Annotated in this window: 16 protein-coding genes; 5 read left to right on the plus strand and 11 right to left on the minus strand. The window is 52.9% G+C overall.

The features are described from left to right. Positions 1-27 precede the first annotated feature (27 nt). The 4 genes from ACZ5D1_RS16065 to ACZ5D1_RS16080 all read left to right on the plus strand — a co-directional run bounded on the left by ACZ5D1_RS16065 (position 28) and on the right by ACZ5D1_RS16080 (position 4,450). Positions 28-432: a cytochrome c3 family protein gene (locus ACZ5D1_RS16065; RefSeq protein WP_011369401.1), complete on the plus strand. Its 405-nt coding sequence runs from the start codon at positions 28-30 to the stop codon at positions 430-432. A 15-nt stretch (positions 433-447) separates the two neighbouring features. Next, a complete protein-coding gene (locus tag ACZ5D1_RS16070; protein ID WP_464555475.1) occupies positions 448-1,413 on the plus strand; it encodes a hydrogenase small subunit in 966 nt (321 codons plus the stop codon). 30 nt (positions 1,414-1,443) lie between these two features. Further along, positions 1,444-3,108: a nickel-dependent hydrogenase large subunit gene (locus ACZ5D1_RS16075; RefSeq protein WP_011369403.1), complete on the plus strand. Its 1,665-nt coding sequence runs from the start codon at positions 1,444-1,446 to the stop codon at positions 3,106-3,108. Positions 3,109-3,592: 484 nt separating this feature from the next. Further along, positions 3,593-4,450: a class I SAM-dependent methyltransferase gene (locus ACZ5D1_RS16080; protein WP_464555476.1), complete on the plus strand. Its 858-nt coding sequence runs from the start codon at positions 3,593-3,595 to the stop codon at positions 4,448-4,450. A 79-nt stretch (positions 4,451-4,529) separates the two neighbouring features. Here ACZ5D1_RS16080 and ACZ5D1_RS16085 read toward each other — a convergent pair whose 3' ends face one another. The 3 genes from ACZ5D1_RS16085 to ACZ5D1_RS16095 are packed head-to-tail and all read right to left on the minus strand — an operon-like array spanning position 4,530 to position 5,387. Continuing rightward, the gene (locus tag ACZ5D1_RS16085) at positions 4,530-4,688 is read right to left on the minus strand and encodes a hypothetical protein (RefSeq protein ID WP_155891413.1); all 159 of its coding nucleotides are present in this window, start codon (positions 4,686-4,688) and stop codon (positions 4,530-4,532) included. 42 nt (positions 4,689-4,730) lie between these two features. Continuing rightward, positions 4,731-5,153 (minus strand): type II toxin-antitoxin system HicB family antitoxin, encoded by a 423-nt coding sequence (locus ACZ5D1_RS16090; RefSeq protein ID WP_464555477.1) that lies wholly within the window; start codon positions 5,151-5,153, stop codon positions 4,731-4,733. A 15-nt stretch (positions 5,154-5,168) separates the two neighbouring features. Beyond that, positions 5,169-5,387, minus strand: coding sequence for a type II toxin-antitoxin system HicA family toxin (locus ACZ5D1_RS16095; protein ID WP_464556567.1), 219 nt, complete (start codon positions 5,385-5,387; stop codon positions 5,169-5,171). 101 nt (positions 5,388-5,488) lie between these two features. Between ACZ5D1_RS16095 and ACZ5D1_RS16100 the strand changes: the two genes are divergently transcribed. Further along, positions 5,489-6,576, plus strand: a protein-coding gene (locus ACZ5D1_RS16100) for an IS3 family transposase (RefSeq protein ID WP_464555479.1) whose coding sequence is annotated in 2 segments (ribosomal slippage) — positions 5,489-5,741 and positions 5,741-6,576 — 1,089 coding nt in all. Because the reading frame shifts where the segments join, the coding sequence is not laid out codon by codon here. Positions 6,577-7,024: 448 nt separating this feature from the next. Here the strand turns inward: ACZ5D1_RS16100 and ACZ5D1_RS16105 are convergent. The 8 genes from ACZ5D1_RS16105 to ACZ5D1_RS16140 form a co-directional block, all read right to left on the minus strand. After that, positions 7,025-7,879, minus strand: coding sequence for an outer membrane protein (locus ACZ5D1_RS16105; RefSeq protein WP_464555480.1), 855 nt, complete (start codon positions 7,877-7,879; stop codon positions 7,025-7,027). A gap of 618 nt (positions 7,880-8,497) precedes the next feature. After that, on the minus strand, positions 8,498-8,776 hold the full coding sequence (locus tag ACZ5D1_RS16110; RefSeq protein WP_011367773.1) for a TFIIB-type zinc ribbon-containing protein: 279 nt from the start codon (positions 8,774-8,776) through the stop codon (positions 8,498-8,500). Then, entirely contained in the window at positions 8,718-11,000 is a 2,283-nt protein-coding gene (locus tag ACZ5D1_RS16115; RefSeq protein ID WP_011367774.1) for a glycosyltransferase, read from the minus strand. The genes ACZ5D1_RS16110 and ACZ5D1_RS16115 overlap by 59 nt, the downstream gene beginning before the upstream one ends. Then, entirely contained in the window at positions 10,993-12,075 is a 1,083-nt protein-coding gene (locus ACZ5D1_RS16120) for a lysylphosphatidylglycerol synthase transmembrane domain-containing protein (RefSeq protein WP_011367775.1), read from the minus strand. Before ACZ5D1_RS16120 ends, ACZ5D1_RS16115 begins: the two co-directional genes overlap by 8 nt. Further along, complete coding sequence (locus ACZ5D1_RS16125; protein WP_011367776.1) at positions 12,072-13,040, minus strand: calcium/sodium antiporter; 969 nt, start codon at positions 13,038-13,040, stop codon at positions 12,072-12,074. Before ACZ5D1_RS16125 ends, ACZ5D1_RS16120 begins: the two co-directional genes overlap by 4 nt. Beyond that, the gene (locus ACZ5D1_RS16130) at positions 13,037-13,975 is read right to left on the minus strand and encodes a M48 family metallopeptidase (RefSeq protein WP_011367777.1); all 939 of its coding nucleotides are present in this window, start codon (positions 13,973-13,975) and stop codon (positions 13,037-13,039) included. The genes ACZ5D1_RS16125 and ACZ5D1_RS16130 overlap by 4 nt, the downstream gene beginning before the upstream one ends. Then, on the minus strand, positions 13,972-14,823 hold the full coding sequence (locus tag ACZ5D1_RS16135) for a mechanosensitive ion channel family protein (protein WP_011367778.1): 852 nt from the start codon (positions 14,821-14,823) through the stop codon (positions 13,972-13,974). Before ACZ5D1_RS16135 ends, ACZ5D1_RS16130 begins: the two co-directional genes overlap by 4 nt. A 69-nt stretch (positions 14,824-14,892) precedes the next feature. Next, complete coding sequence (locus ACZ5D1_RS16140) at positions 14,893-15,246, minus strand: hypothetical protein (protein WP_193339707.1); 354 nt, start codon at positions 15,244-15,246, stop codon at positions 14,893-14,895. Positions 15,247-15,249 lie beyond the last annotated feature (3 nt).

Here is a 15,249-nt window from a genome sequence, read left to right on the forward strand (position 1 = left end):
ATAGTAACCATCTTCCACGGAGGAACCATGGCTCACAGGCTTCTGTTATACGCCGCCGCGGCGCTGGCGGTGTTGCTCATCGCCGCGGCCCCGCTGCTGGCTTATGATGTTCCCGACAAAATCGTCATTGAACGGCCTGCCAATTATGAAAAGCTGAATTCGTGGGTCACCAAGGTCAACTTTACCCACGGGGCACACGCCATCAGAGTTTCCTGCAACCAGTGTCACCACAAGGAATCAGACAAGACTCTGGGCAAATTTGTGCCCTGCACCCAATGCCATAAAAGCGATGACCCCACAGACGAGTCCGGTTTTTACCGGGCATGGCACTCCGACGGTCCGCCCAGCTGTCTGGGCTGTCACACGCTGATGCGCAGCAAAGGCGGCAAAAATCCGGTGGGCTGCACCTCTGCCTGCCACAAGCCCCGGTAGCCACAGGAGGATATCATGCCCAACGGTAACAGATTTGATGCACTGAAAATGACCGTAGGAACCAGAGAGGTCAGCCGCCGTGATTTTATGAAGTTCTGCGGTGTCATGGCTACTTTTCTGGGCATGGGGCCCGCATTTGCCCCGCAGATAGCCCATGCGCTGATGACCCAAAAACGCCCTTCGGTGGTGTACCTGCACTGCGCGGAATGCACCGGCTGCACAGAAGGACTGCTCAGAGCGTATGAGCCGTATTTTGACGAAATAATCATGAACACCATCTCGCTGGACTATTGCGAGACCGTCATGGCTGCCGCAGGCGATGCAGCCCACGCAGCGCTGGAAAAAGCCCTTATCAATCCGGAAGGATATATCTGCGTCATCGAAGGCGGCATACCCACCCGTCATGGCGGAGAATACGGCAAAGTGGGCGGAGAAACCATGTTTCAGCTGTGTGCGCGCGTGGCCTCCAAAGCCATGGCCACCATCGCCATGGGGTCTTGTGCCTGTTTTGGCGGTGTGCAGGCTGCCGCGCCCAATCCTTCGGGAGCCAAAGGGGTGAACGAAGCCCTGAAAGCCGTGGGGGTGAATGCCATCAACATTGCCGGTTGCCCGCCCAACCCCATGAACTTTGTGGGCACAGTGGTGCACCTGCTTACCAAGGGTATGCCTGAACTTGATACCTGGAACCGCCCGCTGCTGTTTTACGGTGATACCGTGCACGACCACTGCCCGCGGCAGAAGCATTTTAACAAAGGCGAATTTGCCCCGGGCTTTGGCAGTCCCGAAGCCAAAAAAGGCTGGTGCCTGTATCAGCTGGGCTGCAAAGGGCCATACACCTATAACAACTGCCCCACAGCGCTTTTCAATCAGGTCAACTGGCCGGTAAAGGCCGGAGCCCCCTGTATAGGCTGCAGCGAACCCAACTTCTGGGACAAATACTCACCCTTTTTCCACCCCATTGAAGACGGCCCCGAAAGCTAACCCGCGCCGCCCGAAAGGAGATAAGACCGAATGAGTCAGAAAAAAATGAACCACACCGGCAAAAGGCTGATCGTCGATCCGGTGACGCGGATCGAAGGGCACCTCAAGATCGAGGTGGAACTGGAAAACAACAAAGTCAAAGATGCATGGGTAAGCACACAGCTTTTCAGAGGCATTGAGATGATTCTGAAAGGCAGACCGCCGGAAGATGCCCCGCTGTTTACCCAGCGTGCTTGCGGCGTATGCACAAACACCCATGCGCTGACCAGCATCCGCGCCATCGAAGACGCACTTGAGATCAAAGTCCCTCCGCTGGCACAGCTCATGCGCCACCTTATTCTCTCCGCGCTTATCGTGCATGACCATCTGGTGCACTTTTACCACCTGCACGGGCTGGACTGGATTGATGTTGCCGCAGCCACCACGGCCGATCCGGCCAAGGCCGGTAAAATTGTGGGCAGCACCAGCAACAGAAGCGACGACCCTTCAGAGCTTTTCATCATTCAGAAGCGGCTGAAGGAGTTTGTGAAATCGGGACAGCTGGGATTTCTGGAAAAGGCATACTTTCTGGGCGGCAACGATGCGTACAAGCTGAGTCCGGAAGAAAACCTGATAATGTCGGCCCACTACTTTGAAGGGCTGCGCATTCAGCTGGAACTGGGCAGAGCCATGGCGCTCTTTGCCGGTAAAAACCCGCATGCGCAAAGTATGGTTGTGGGCGGCATGACCTGCTACGACAGCCTGCGTCCGGAAGTTATCGGACACTTCCGCAAGATCTGGGAACACTGCAAGGAGTTTGTTGAAAACGCCATGATGCCCGACATCCTGCTGATGACCAGACGCTACCCTGAAGCGCTGGCCTACGGCAGAACATCCAACTTCTTTGCCTTTGCAGATTTTCATGATCCGGTAACAGGCAAAGATCCGTACTTCACTTCGGGCGTGCTGTGGGGCAACGATCTTACAAAGCACGAAGAGCTGGACCCCGGCCATATCAACGAACATGTGGCGCGCAGCTGGTACGAAGGCGATACCCCGCGCACGCCCTATGAAGGCGCTACAGAGCCGCACTACACATCATATGAGGACAAGGAGAAGTATTCCTGGTCCAAGGCTCCGCGCTACAAAAATGAAGCAATGGAGACCGGCCCGCTGGCACGGCGCGCGCTGGCCTACGCCCGTAAAGAGCAGGAAACAAGAACCATGCTGGATACTTTTTTCAAAGATTCCGGCATGAAGCCTGATCAGTTGTTTTCCACCATGGGCCGTACCGTATGCCGTGTGGTAGAAACAACCATGCTTATGAGGCGCATGCAGGGCTGGATTGACGATACCGAAGCACGCATCAAAGCCGGTGAAGACACCATATACACAGAATGGAAAATGCCGGACTCCGCCCGCGGCGTGGGCTTTTGCTGTGTAACCCGCGGCGCCCTGTCGCACTGGATAGACATCAAGGAAGCTAAAATACACAACTTCCAGATGGTCGTACCTTCTACATGGAATCTGGGGCCCCGCTGCGCCAACGGAAAACTGAGCGCGGGCGAGCAGTCACTTATCGGATGCCCGTGTCCCGACCCGGACCGCCCTGTGGAAATTCTGCGCACCATTCATTCATTCGATCCCTGCATTGCCTGCTCGGTTCATCTGCTGGATGCACAGAAAAAGCCTCTCGGCAGCTTTAAGGTATTGTAGCCACACACAAGCTCACTCTGTCTTGTCCCGCGGCCCTGACCTTACAGTCGGGGCCGCGTTTTTTTACGGACAATACAGACCGTAGAAAAAGCACGCCACCGCTGCATCACTGCCGGTTGTAATTATGCGCCTCGACGGGTTGTTACATGCGCCATCATACTGTCATGCCGTAAGATTTTTCCAATACAATACGGCACGGCATACGGGCCGGACCATGTCCCTGCAACGACCATGCGTTCGGTATACAGCGGCCACCGGCGGAACCGTTTTATGCAGTTCAGAGCGGGGCAACATCCCGCAGGCCACACGGAAGCCTGCCGGAGCAATACGGCATAAACAGGCAGGAAGGACTCCGCGATGAGATACAAGCATGTGGATAAAATATTATCATATATTTTATTATATTATGATTTGTATATTTGCTGTCGCGCCAACCGCCGCATTACCAGGGTGTCCTCACAACAACGCAACAGCCGGAAACCATATGAAAAGTATCTCCATCACCGATATCGCAGCTATGCAGGCCCGCGGCTCTCTGCTGCTTGTTGACGACCCATATCCTGTTGAACCCAAAATCCGGTGGGGACACGGTAAGCCCCCTCATCAGGCTCTGGAAACGCTTTTCCGCTCATGCCGGCAGAACTACCTGCCATTTCTGGAAAATATTGCGTCTCTGGCGCCTTCTTTTGCAAAAATTCCTTTTGACGCTCCCGAAGATTCACCGGAACCGCGCTGGAACAACAACTGGCTGCCTGTACTGGACGGCATGAGCATATATACGGCACTGACAAAACATGCTCCCCGCCGGTTTATAGAGGTAGGTTCCGGCCATTCCACAAAATTCGCAGCGCGGGCCGTGCGCGATCACGGGCTTGCCACACGCATTTTCTCCATAGACCCGCAGCCCAGAAGCGAAGTGGACAGCCTGTGTCACCGTACGCTGCGCCATTCGCTCGAATCGCTGGATATCGCTTTTTTCGACACCGTAACCGCAGAGGATATTCTTTTTGTAGACTGCAGTCACCGCGCGCTGCAAAATTCAGATGTCACCGTCTTTTTTCTCGATATTCTTCCCATACTTCCGGCCGGATGCCTTATCGGCATCCATGACATATGCCTGCCCATGGACTATCCGCCCGGCTGGGAACGCCGCTACTATAACGAACAATACCTGCTGGCCTGCGTACTGCTGTTCGGGGCTACCGCATTCGACATCCTGCTGCCTTCGTACTATTTGTCCTCACAGCCGGAGTTGCACCCTGCCCTGCAACCTCTGCAGGCCGTAACAACGCTGCAGGGCCGCCCCCCTGTGGGAAGCATATTCTGGATGCGTAAAAAGTAGCGGACACGCAGAAGAGTACACTGGCACTGCGGGCACACAAGAGCAACACCATGGCCCGGATAGTAATCATCAGGGCCATTCATTTGTAAACATGATCAGCCGCCAATCCTTGAAGGCGTATTTCTGTATCAAAAACGGTTATCTCTCCTGCAAGGCAGTACGCCAGCAATTCAGCCGGGCTATTTACTAAAACATCATAAGAACCATCATCATAACGCTGAATTGATAACGCTACCATTTTCTTTCCTCCAGCCGTAAGTGTTTATGATCCGGTCGAAAACTAGCTTGCAAATTTTTGCGTCAAAAAAGCAACAAACTGAGAACGCCCAAACCCCTTTGACCTTGCTTTTCTGTCCAGATCCTCAAGGATATACCGAGGAAGTGAAATATTAATTCTAACAGGGGTTGCGTCTGCCGTTGGCACGGGCACCAGCTGCAAGCGGAACTCGCGCGAGCAATCTACCCCCTCCCCTTTCATCTCTTCAGAGGCATAAGCGACCACAGCTTCATAGGGAGCTGGTTCCGGCATTTCCTGTCGCTTTTTGGCTTGTTCCTCAGCCTCAATATTCAGTACATCTAAAGCGTTCCTGTAGGCTTCCTGAAGTGTTTCACCTTGGGTACCTATGGCTGGGCACTCTAGAAAGGTTACAACGTAACCACCCTCAATTGCAGGGATAAAAACACCGTAATATAATTTTTCCATAATACCCTTTTGTATTTAGTAGTGTGTGGGGGGGGAATCCCCCCCACACACTACTATAATTTTTTTTCCGACTTGCTTTCCAATCACCCGAACCAAATGATCTTTTATTTCTTTATGCCTCGGGATGGTTGAAACTTTATTACCGTGGCTATCATAAACCTTGGTGTGGCTTCGTCCTTCTTGGAAAGTAAACCCTAATAATCGGAGCGTTAGAAGAAGATGCTTCTCCTTCAGCTATACATACTCACGTGTGTATAAGTCAACGGTAATCCCCCAGAAAAATGTTGCTTCTGAAAAGCAGAATTTTCTCGTAACCCCTGATGAGGAGATCCTACATGAAGAAATCTCGCTACACCGACAGTCAAATCCTGAACATTTTGAAGCAAGCCGAGAACGGCGTTCCTGTACCCGAACTCTGCCGCGAGCATGGCATGAGCAGTGCCACGTTCTACAAGTGGCGAGCAAAGTTTGGCGGTATGGATGCGTCGCTGATGGCGCGCATGAAAGAGCTTGAACGCGAAAACAAGCTGCTCAAGCGGATGTATGCCGAAGAAAAGATGGAGGCCGAGGTCGTTGCAGAGGCTCTGGCAAAAAACTGGTAAGGCCGTCTCGTCGCCGCGAGATGGCCAAGAAAGCCGTTCAAGAGAAACAACTGAATATCCGGCAAGTCTGTGAAGCATTCAATATCAGCCAGACATGCTCTCGGTACGAGCCGAAACTTTCAGCTGAGAACGAACTAATTGCAGATTGTCTTATTCGTTTGACGGACAACCAGCGTAACTGGGGGTTCGGCCTGTGTTTCCTGCATTTGCGTAATGTCAGGGGCTATCGATGGAACCACAAGCGCGTGTACCGAATATACTGCGAGCTGGAACTCAACATGCGCATCAAACCTAAGAAACGCATTGTCCGGGAAAAGCCGGAGCCGCTTGGGCAACCGCAGCGGGTCAATCAGTCATGGTCGATGGATTTCATGCACGATCAGTTGCAAAGCGGACGTAGCTTCAGGTTGTTCAATGTGATTGACGATTTTAACCGTGAGGGACTGACCATAGAAGCGGATTTCTCCCTGCCCGCAGAGCGTGTAATCCGAAGCCTTGAACAGGTCATTGAATGGCGGGGAAAGCCGGAGTCGATTCGTTGTGACAACGGGCCGGAGTACATCAGTAACAAACTGCTGATGTGGGCTGCCAGTCAGGGAATACGCATTGAACATATTCAACCAGGGCAACCTCAGCAGAACGCTTACGTGGAGCGGTACAATCGGACCGTCCGCTACGATTGGCTTGGGCAGTTTCTGTTCTCAAGCATTCAAGAGGTACAGGACCATGCCACCAACTGGTTATGGACCTACAACAATGAGCGACCTAACATGGAAATTGGGGGGATCACCCCTGCCCAAAAACTGAGAATGACTGCATAGCCTCTACTTTTCAGGCCTCCTAAAAATGGGAGGATTACCGTATATGGACTCGCTGACCAGCGGAAATTTGAAATATTAACTTCAGTTCGTTTTCTAACTTGCTATGTAAATTCCCCTTTCTTTGAGCATCAGGCACGAACACCAGACCAATCACATCATATTATACCAATATGCTGACCACAACGCTGTCCCGAATAAACAAAAATACCGGGCAGCAACACACTGCCCGGCCGTTTTTAAGAATGCCTGATAGACCTCAAGGGAATTGAGCCTGCGACGCTCTGAATATCATTCAGGAATCAGTATTTGCAGAAAACAAAAACCCGTTGCCAGAGCTACTCAGCTAAAAGGCGTGGTCAGTGCTCATCAGTGCCCAGATGCGGCAACGGACTGTCCGGCTCTGCAGTGCTCGCGTTGCGCAGGCCAAGCATCACCTGATTCCTAGAGATTAAAAAGTCTTCAGGATGCCGATAAGAAAGACATCCGACTTGTAGTCGAGTGAGTTCTTCAAATCACCCTGAAAGGCGCCTTTGGTAAAGGAAGGCGCAGAGCTGGCAATGTCGTAGAATTCATAATGCTGGTAGCTTGTTCTGATTGCCCAGCCGTTTTCCAATTCGTAATCGCAACCAATTCCGGCAGTCCAGCCCAGACGAAACTCTTCCTTATTGACCGTGGATGTGTTTCCGCCAAGGTTGTCATCATCAAAATGAAAGCGGTAACTGAATTTAGACAGAGCAGGGCCGGCAGTGATGTATGCAAGAGAATTGCCGAACGCATAACCCAGTCGGGGTCTGAGGCTTGCCATCCACTCAGAAGTCACGCGGGAGCGCAGGTTGAAAAAAACGCCCCCGATGGAATCATACTCGGTACGCCCGGAATCATACTTTTTTTCAAAGGGAGCATAGGTGAATTCACCTTCAAGACCGAGAACCAGATTGCCCCACTGATGATTGATACCAGCAAACACCGATGCGGCAGGCATGACTTCAGATTGGTCTCGCGAGCCCATGGGGTCAAGCTGGGCACGGTCCTGAATATTAAAATAGCTTCCGCCAAGACCCAGAGTATGGTCTGCTTCACCATACCCCGCCCCGATGGCAATGCCAACGTATGTCTTATTCCAATCGGGACCTGCAGGCGTCGATGTCTCGCCAGCCAGAGCAGGTACAGAAAAATGGAAGATGAAAACACAGAGGGCTGCAAAGGCGGCATACACACGCATGGCAGTAAACTCCTGGCGATAAAAACAATAAACAGGGGCGGGAGACAACATTAACAATCTGGATACAACACGTATCTTCATATTATACAGCTAGATACATTTTATGTAAAGCCTGAGCGCCGGATTAAGTCAGAAACCGGAGGCAACGGAATTTCACCGCAACAAGATCAACACATACCAAAAAGAAAAGCGCTCCGGCTTCTTTGCTATTTTCCTGACCATGACTGTCACCCGCAATAATACCCGATCGCCCTTGCCTGATTCAGCGATATTTTTCACCCCCGACCGCATATGCAGCTTTATGCATTCCACAAAAAAAGGCTCAGAAGAAAAATCCTTCTAAGCCTCGGGCTTCATAACAGGAGCAGAGCGGCATCGAGCCAGCTAGCAGGTGAGTGTCGGTCAACTCAAAAAAAAGCGGCCAAGTCGTTCTGACTTGACCGCCTTTGATTGCATGGTGGAGGGAACGCCGACTTACCGCAAAACAGTCTCAAAGCCCGCGCTCCTCGCAACTCCTTGATAATAAACGCCGAAGTCATCTCACACAACCATTTCCCACCAACCCGACCAGAGAAACGAATTTCTCCCCTGATTTCCCGGCACCGGACGAGGGTGACGGGTTTGCAGTAAAACCGGATACCTGGCGTCGAACCGCAACAACTTCGAATCCGGTTTTCGGACGCCGGTTCGGTTCCCAAATCAGAAATCAAACAGTTCGCCAAGCAGAGTCTTTCGCTTGTGGTGCTTGTGTTTGTACTCGTGATGGCGGTCCCCCTGGGGATAACGCTGCTGGTCGCGCCCCAGATCCTGATAAGGTTCTTTCCGGACCGGTGCCGCCTCCTGCGTCGACCGTTCGATGATCTTGTCCAGCTCGCCACGATCCAGCCATACCCCGCGACATTCAGGGCAATAGTCGATTTCAATGGACTGTCTTTCCGTCATGACCAGATTGGTGTCTTTGCATACCGGGCATTTCATGGAACATCTCCTTTCTGGTAAATAAAACATGAGCATAAACTCGTATCATTTTTTTGCCAAACTCGTCTATTCCAAACCTGCTTGCCATTGACGCCGCATGGCCGGACAACTCGTGTCGCAACGTGTCATTTTCCAGCAGGAGCTGAACTTTTTCTGTCCATGCGGAAATATTCTGCATCGTTTTAAATCCGGTCATGCCTTCAATAACAAAATCATCGATGCCGCTGGCCCTGATCGCCACAACGGGCATTGCGCTTGCCATCGCTTCAAGGATAACCATCCCCTGTGTTTCCGAGGTGGAGGCGAAAACAAAGATATCGCCCAGGCTGTAGTAGGCTGGCATGGTTTCGGGAGGAACCGCGCCTGGAAAGAGCACGGTATCCTGCAAACCTAAAGTCTCGACCATTTGATATAGACGTTCCCGCTCAGGGCCTTCACCAATAAGAACAAGTTTGAATTTTCGCGAACAGTGCTTTGTCAGGAGGGAAACCGCTTCGAGCATGAAGCTTATATTTTTCTCGGTGCTCAATCTGGAAACACTCAACAGCACCAGTTCATCGTTTGCTATGCCAAGCTCAGTGCGCAATCGGGCTCCTTCCAGTTCAGACAGTTCGGCGAACTTGTCGGTTTCGATACCTGTAGGCACGACGAACACGGGAGTCTTCACGCCAATCATGCGAAGATAATGCTCAGAAGCTTCCGTGGGAACGACGATGGCGTTGCATCGGTTGCCGAGCCGCCGTACCAGCGCGTGGGAAAGAAAATTACGAAACAGGGCTTTGGGCAAAGGGACCGCGTAAGAATAATGTTCCAGCCGTGTATGGTAGGTGTAGACCGCTGGTATCTTTAATCGCCTTGCCATCCAGAGCCCTGCCGTGCCCATCCAGAAGGGATGATGGATATGAATCACGTCAGGAGCAAATTCGCGCACTTTTCTGATTGCCGCCAGGGAGAAAATGTTTGGCACCACGATCCCCTTGGCGGCCGTTTGCCTGAAAAGACAAGGAAGCCTGAAGACATCACGTTCCTCCGGCGGCTCTGCGCTTTGTTCGTATTGTGGTGCCAAAATCAGGACGTTATGCCCCAGCTCTTTGAGAGCTGTAGAGAGTCGATGGATCGAAATCGGAACCCCGCCGATAAAGGGGAGATAGTTATTGGTGAACATGGCGACCTTGATCTCTCGATCAAGAGTCGGTTCGGATGGATGATTGAAATCAGGATAATAATCCCGTTCTCTCAGCAGGAGTGAATACAGCCAGTAGGCGCTGACCATGAGAAAGCAGACAATAAGCAGGTAATTGAGATAACCGACATAGAACAGCGAATGAATAAAGAACCAGATACTTTCAACGGTACGAAAGACCTTGTGTTGTCCGACATTCAGCCGGACAGGTTCGATATCCACCTGGCTCCGGCTGACCTGGACCTTCACGTAATGATAAAAACTGCGCTCATTGTTGAGAACAAACCCCCCTGCGCCACCCGTCACCACAAAAGGAGTGCCGTTGTATTCCTGGGCTGAAAAGAGCGGCAGATTCGACGAGAAGACCGCTTTTATCCGCGAATCACGGAACATGGGCATGAGCAGGCTGCGAAACTCTTCGTCTGCCAGATCATCATCACCGAAGTCAAAAGCGCCCGTTTTATCCACCGGCAATAGCGGATGCCCGACGAAAAGGAACACATTCTGATTCGGCGCGACGTCAAGCTCTTCCTCCAGCCAGCGGGCCTGCCACTTAAAGGAGGTTTTTCCGGAACTGTCGAGAAAGATAAACCTGCTGTTCCCCGCTGAAAATGCGAAAACATATGGCCCGTAGTGGTCATAGTAGCGGAAACCGCCAAACGCGCCGTGCTCGTTATCGCCAAACGTCAGGAGATAGGGTTTTTCAAGATGCCCCAAGGTCCGGTGCAGGGCGCGGTATTTATCTTCGCCCGCACCGCTGACCGCGTTTCCAGCGGAGACGACGAAGGCCACATCGCTCCGGTTGAGTTCGGGGATGATTTTCCGCTCAAAAATACCAACTGAGTTATTGATGTTGCCGACAACGGCAAAACTGAACGTGTCTTCTCCATGCAGAATCGATTCAATGCGCTCTACCTGTTCAGCATGGACGGCACCGTAATCCTGTTCAAAGAAATTGAGATAGATCTTATAGAAAATGACCAGGAACAGAATGACCAGGTTCAGATAGAAGAGCGCCCGCCACCACGACAATCTAGCCATTGCCCATCCTCCGGCGGGCCAGTTCATGCAGGGTCACGGGGACACCGATGAGCATGCCGAGATAAATCGTCAAAAACCGCCAGACCAGTATGATGCCGACCAGTTCGGACGCATGAACGAGCGAAGCGAAAAACAATCCGAAAACGCCCTCGGCAAATCCAGCTCCTCCTGGCGACGGAGCGAAATACATGATACAGGTCGACACCACCAGCAGGCCGGTGGTCGTAAAGTAATTCGTCTGATAGCCCGCGCCCCAGAACAGTACAGAGGGGAACGAAAACAGAGAAAGGAGGAAGATAAAGGTAAAGAAAACGGAGAGGAAGACGTCTTTTCTGTCCCCCTGAACGTAAATCTTCAAGCATCGCGAGAATCGTACCGCTTCCCTGAGAAATTTCGCTTTGATTCGCCGCGTTCTTTCAGGGCTGGTGAGACGCAGCCAGGCCAGGCCTCTGGCAGTCAGGTCGAACAGCCGCAGCAGCCAGCGCAGACGGAACAGCAACACCAGGAAACAGGCGAGATAGCCGATGGCGACGCTGGCCAAAATCCAGCCTATACTGGACATCATTCCACCATCCCGGAAATACGGCAGTCCCGCGATAAGGAACGGTACGGGGAGAAAAATCAGGAACATTGCGATAAACGTTCGGATGGTCGTCGCCGCCGTGGCCGTGCCAATCGAAACGCCGCGCCGATAAAGAAACCAGACCTGGGCAAAACCTCCGCCAGTCGCCATGGGGGTGATATTGGAAAACAGGATATTGATGAACGTCAACTTGCCGAGGTTTCCAGCGGCGAGATTGTGCCCCGACGCCTTGAGAATGAAGTGCAGGCGCAGTGCATCACTGACAAAATAAATCGTCAGAAGCATGGCAAGTGCAGAAAGAACCGGCCAGGACCACAGATGCTCATTAATGGAAAACGACTGTGCGCCAACCTGCCGATAGATAAACAAAGGCACGCCACAGCTCAACGCAAGAAACAGGAAAGCGTAAGCCGTCCAGCGGACCGAAATCGCCCTTTTGGTAGACTGCTGCGAGGGGTCCAGCCCTTTTACGCTCACCGACCTGCCCTTCATGCCAGAATCGTTGTGATCAGGTAGGCCGTATAGCCCACGTAACAGGCCAGCAGCACCGCGCCTTCAAGGCGGTTGATACGTCCCGGTCCACGGAATCCGTAGCCGAACACGAAGAGCGAAAGGGTCAGCCCAGCCATCACCATCATGTCGCGGTTGAAAACTTCCGGTCCGATCGCCATCGGGTGAATCGCACCGGCGATCCCCACCACCGCCAGGGTGTTGAACAGGTTGGACCCAAGAACGTTGCCCAGCGCGATGTCATGTTCCCCCTTGCGGGTGGCGATAATCGACGAGGCCAGTTCCGGCAGCGAGGTGCCCACCGCGACGATGGTCAAGCCGATGATCAGGTCGCTGACCCCGAATCCATGAGCGATCTCCACCGCGCCCCAGACCAGGATGCGGGAGCTGACGACGAGCAGCACCAGGCCCACTGACAGCCAGAAGACCGCACGGCGAATGGGCATGGCGCGAACGTCGAGTTCCTGCTCCATCTCGCTCCCCAGCGCATCGGCTTTTTTCTGCATACCCTGCCAGATGGTCCAGGCCATCAGGCCGCCGAACACGGTCAGCAACACGATGGCATCAAGCCGGGTTATTTTGCCATCCCAGAGTTGCCAGGCCGCCAGTGCAGTCACCACCGTGAGGATGGGCAGCTCTTTGCGCAGCACCTGCGAATGGACGGCTATAGGGCTGATCAGTGCGGTCACCCCCAGGATCAGGGCGATGTTGGTGATGTTCGACCCGTAGGCGTTGCCCAGCGCGATGCCCGGATTGCCCTGCGAGGCGGCCAGTGCCGACACCACCATCTCCGGCGCGGAGGTGCCGAAACCCACGATCACCATGCCGATCAACAGCGGCGGCATGCCGAAATGACGGGCGGTGGAGGCAGATCCCTCCACAAAACGGTCGGCGCTCCAGACCAGCAGCGCCAGGCCAAAAATCACAGCAACAAAGGCGAGTGTCATGCCACTCCCCTTTTCATATCAGTTTGCCCAGTGAGGCTCTTGAACAGCCCCATGACCATGTCCCGCAAAAGGCTGTACCATTCGATCATTTTCTGTTTCATCATTGTCAGTATATTTTCCTGTGTCTCTTCAATGGAAAGGGCCTTGCCTTGAATCTGCAGCATTATTCGTTCGGCCCGCAAAGCCGGATCGGGATGGCTGGAAAGAAAGGAATGGCCGCTGCCCAGAGCAGCGAGTTTGTTCAAGGCCGAAACCGCATCCTCCGGCGCATAACCCCGCGCCTTGAGGAACGACAAGCCATAGTCATCCGCCACCTTTTCTTCAAGCTGCGAGAATTGCGCCGCAGTCAAGCGTTGAACCAACCCTCCCAGTTGCGAGCGGGCAATATCCGCCACCACACCTTCTTGCGCCGCCAGCCCCTTGCGCACGGCGCTGGCGGCATAGGCAAGACGCAACTGGTTGGCGGTGTGCTGTTTCACGATGTGACCCATTTCGTGGCCGATCACAAATCGAAGTTCGCCGTCATCAAGCATATCCATTAGCCCGCTGAAAATCCGGATCGATCCGTCAGCCATGGCGAAGGCGTTCACCTCGTCGCGCAAATACACCTTGTAGTTGAAGGTATAGCCATCCTGCTCATGCAGATCGCCGACCAGCGACCGCAACCGCTGTGCATAGTGGTTTTCAGCCGGAGCGACCGCATGTTCGTTGTCCATTAACGCGGAAGATTTTCCGGCCAGCTCCGCCACATCCTGGTCGGAAAGGGTGACGGCTTTAATGGCGTCAACTCCAGCCTCGGTGGCCAGTTGCATGTCGGTATTCTCGCAGCCGGAAAGAAGCACGGCCAGCCCGGTCGCCAGCAAAAGAGGGAGAAGGCTTTCGCGCCAAACCCGAAGGGCATTGCTTGATGCAACATTGGCAAAGGCGAGCATCATGCGCCAGCCTCCGCCACATCGATGGTTCCAGGACCTGTGACCACATGGACGCTTCGTTGCGGAAATGGAATGGTCAGTCCGGCCTTCTCGATTTCCTCTTTGACGCGCTTGTTCAGGTCCCAGTAGGTTGGCCAATAGTCGTCAATTGCCGCCCATCCCCGGAGCTGGAGATTTACGCAACTTTCCGCCATGGAAACAACCATCGTCTCCGGAGCCGGGTCATTCAAAAAACGCGGTTCTTCCCGTGCAATTTTTTTCAAGACGTCTAGTCCGGCATCTATGGAATCGGAGTAGGCGATTCCAATCACGATATCCATGCGGCGTTTGCCGTTGCGCGTGTAATTTTTAATGCTACTTCCCCAGATCACGCTGTTGGGCGAGGCGATGTAAAGGCCGTCGAATGTCTCCAGAATGGTGGTGAAAAGATTGATCTCTTTGACGGACCCCATGACAGAACCGATCTCGACAAAATCACCGGTCCGGAATGGGCGCAGAAACAGCAGCATGATCCCGGCCGCGATATTGCTTAAAGTGTCCTTGAGCGCCAGGCCGACGGCGATGCCGGCAGCACCCAGCAAGGCAATGATGCTCGCCGTATTCACACCGAAAATATCAAGAATGAACACGCCGCCAATGATGTAAATCACATAGGTAGCCGTCGCGCAGAGGATGGGCACCAGAGTGGCGTCAAGCTTTTCAAAGCGATCCTTTGCCTTTCTGATCGAACGCCTGACACCTTTGGCGACAATAGTGCTGGCAAAAAGAATGATAAGGCACAACAGGGCGTTGTACCCGATACCGATAATGCTCTCCGAATGCGAACTCCAAAACTCAACGATCATTTCCATCCCTTTATTTTCTCCTATACGGCATGGATGCCTTCAAAATTACGACTATTTCGATTTGCTGCTTTGCTCTCATCTGTGTTGTATTGACAACATCCACCATTCGTCCCAGGAAATAAGTTCAACAGACATTAAAAAACCCAATGCCAAAACGCATCCACCGATGCCGCACCAGAAATCGCCCCAGCTCCAGTGGCCTTTGCTCCAGACGTCCAGCGCCTCCTTGACAACCGTGACGATCAGCCCCGAGAGTAAAAGCGGCTGCCAATACACACCACAAAGGGTCAAAACAAATCCCCAGAAAAAATGCAGCTGGAGATCCAACCTGAAAAAATTCACGATCATTTCGCCGTAATAGCGATACCTTTCCAATAACGTCATATGCATGTTTCTCTCATATTTATTTTGTTCTGATTCCCAAGGCATTCC

It is taken from the genome of Oleidesulfovibrio vietnamensis, assembly GCF_055388115.1.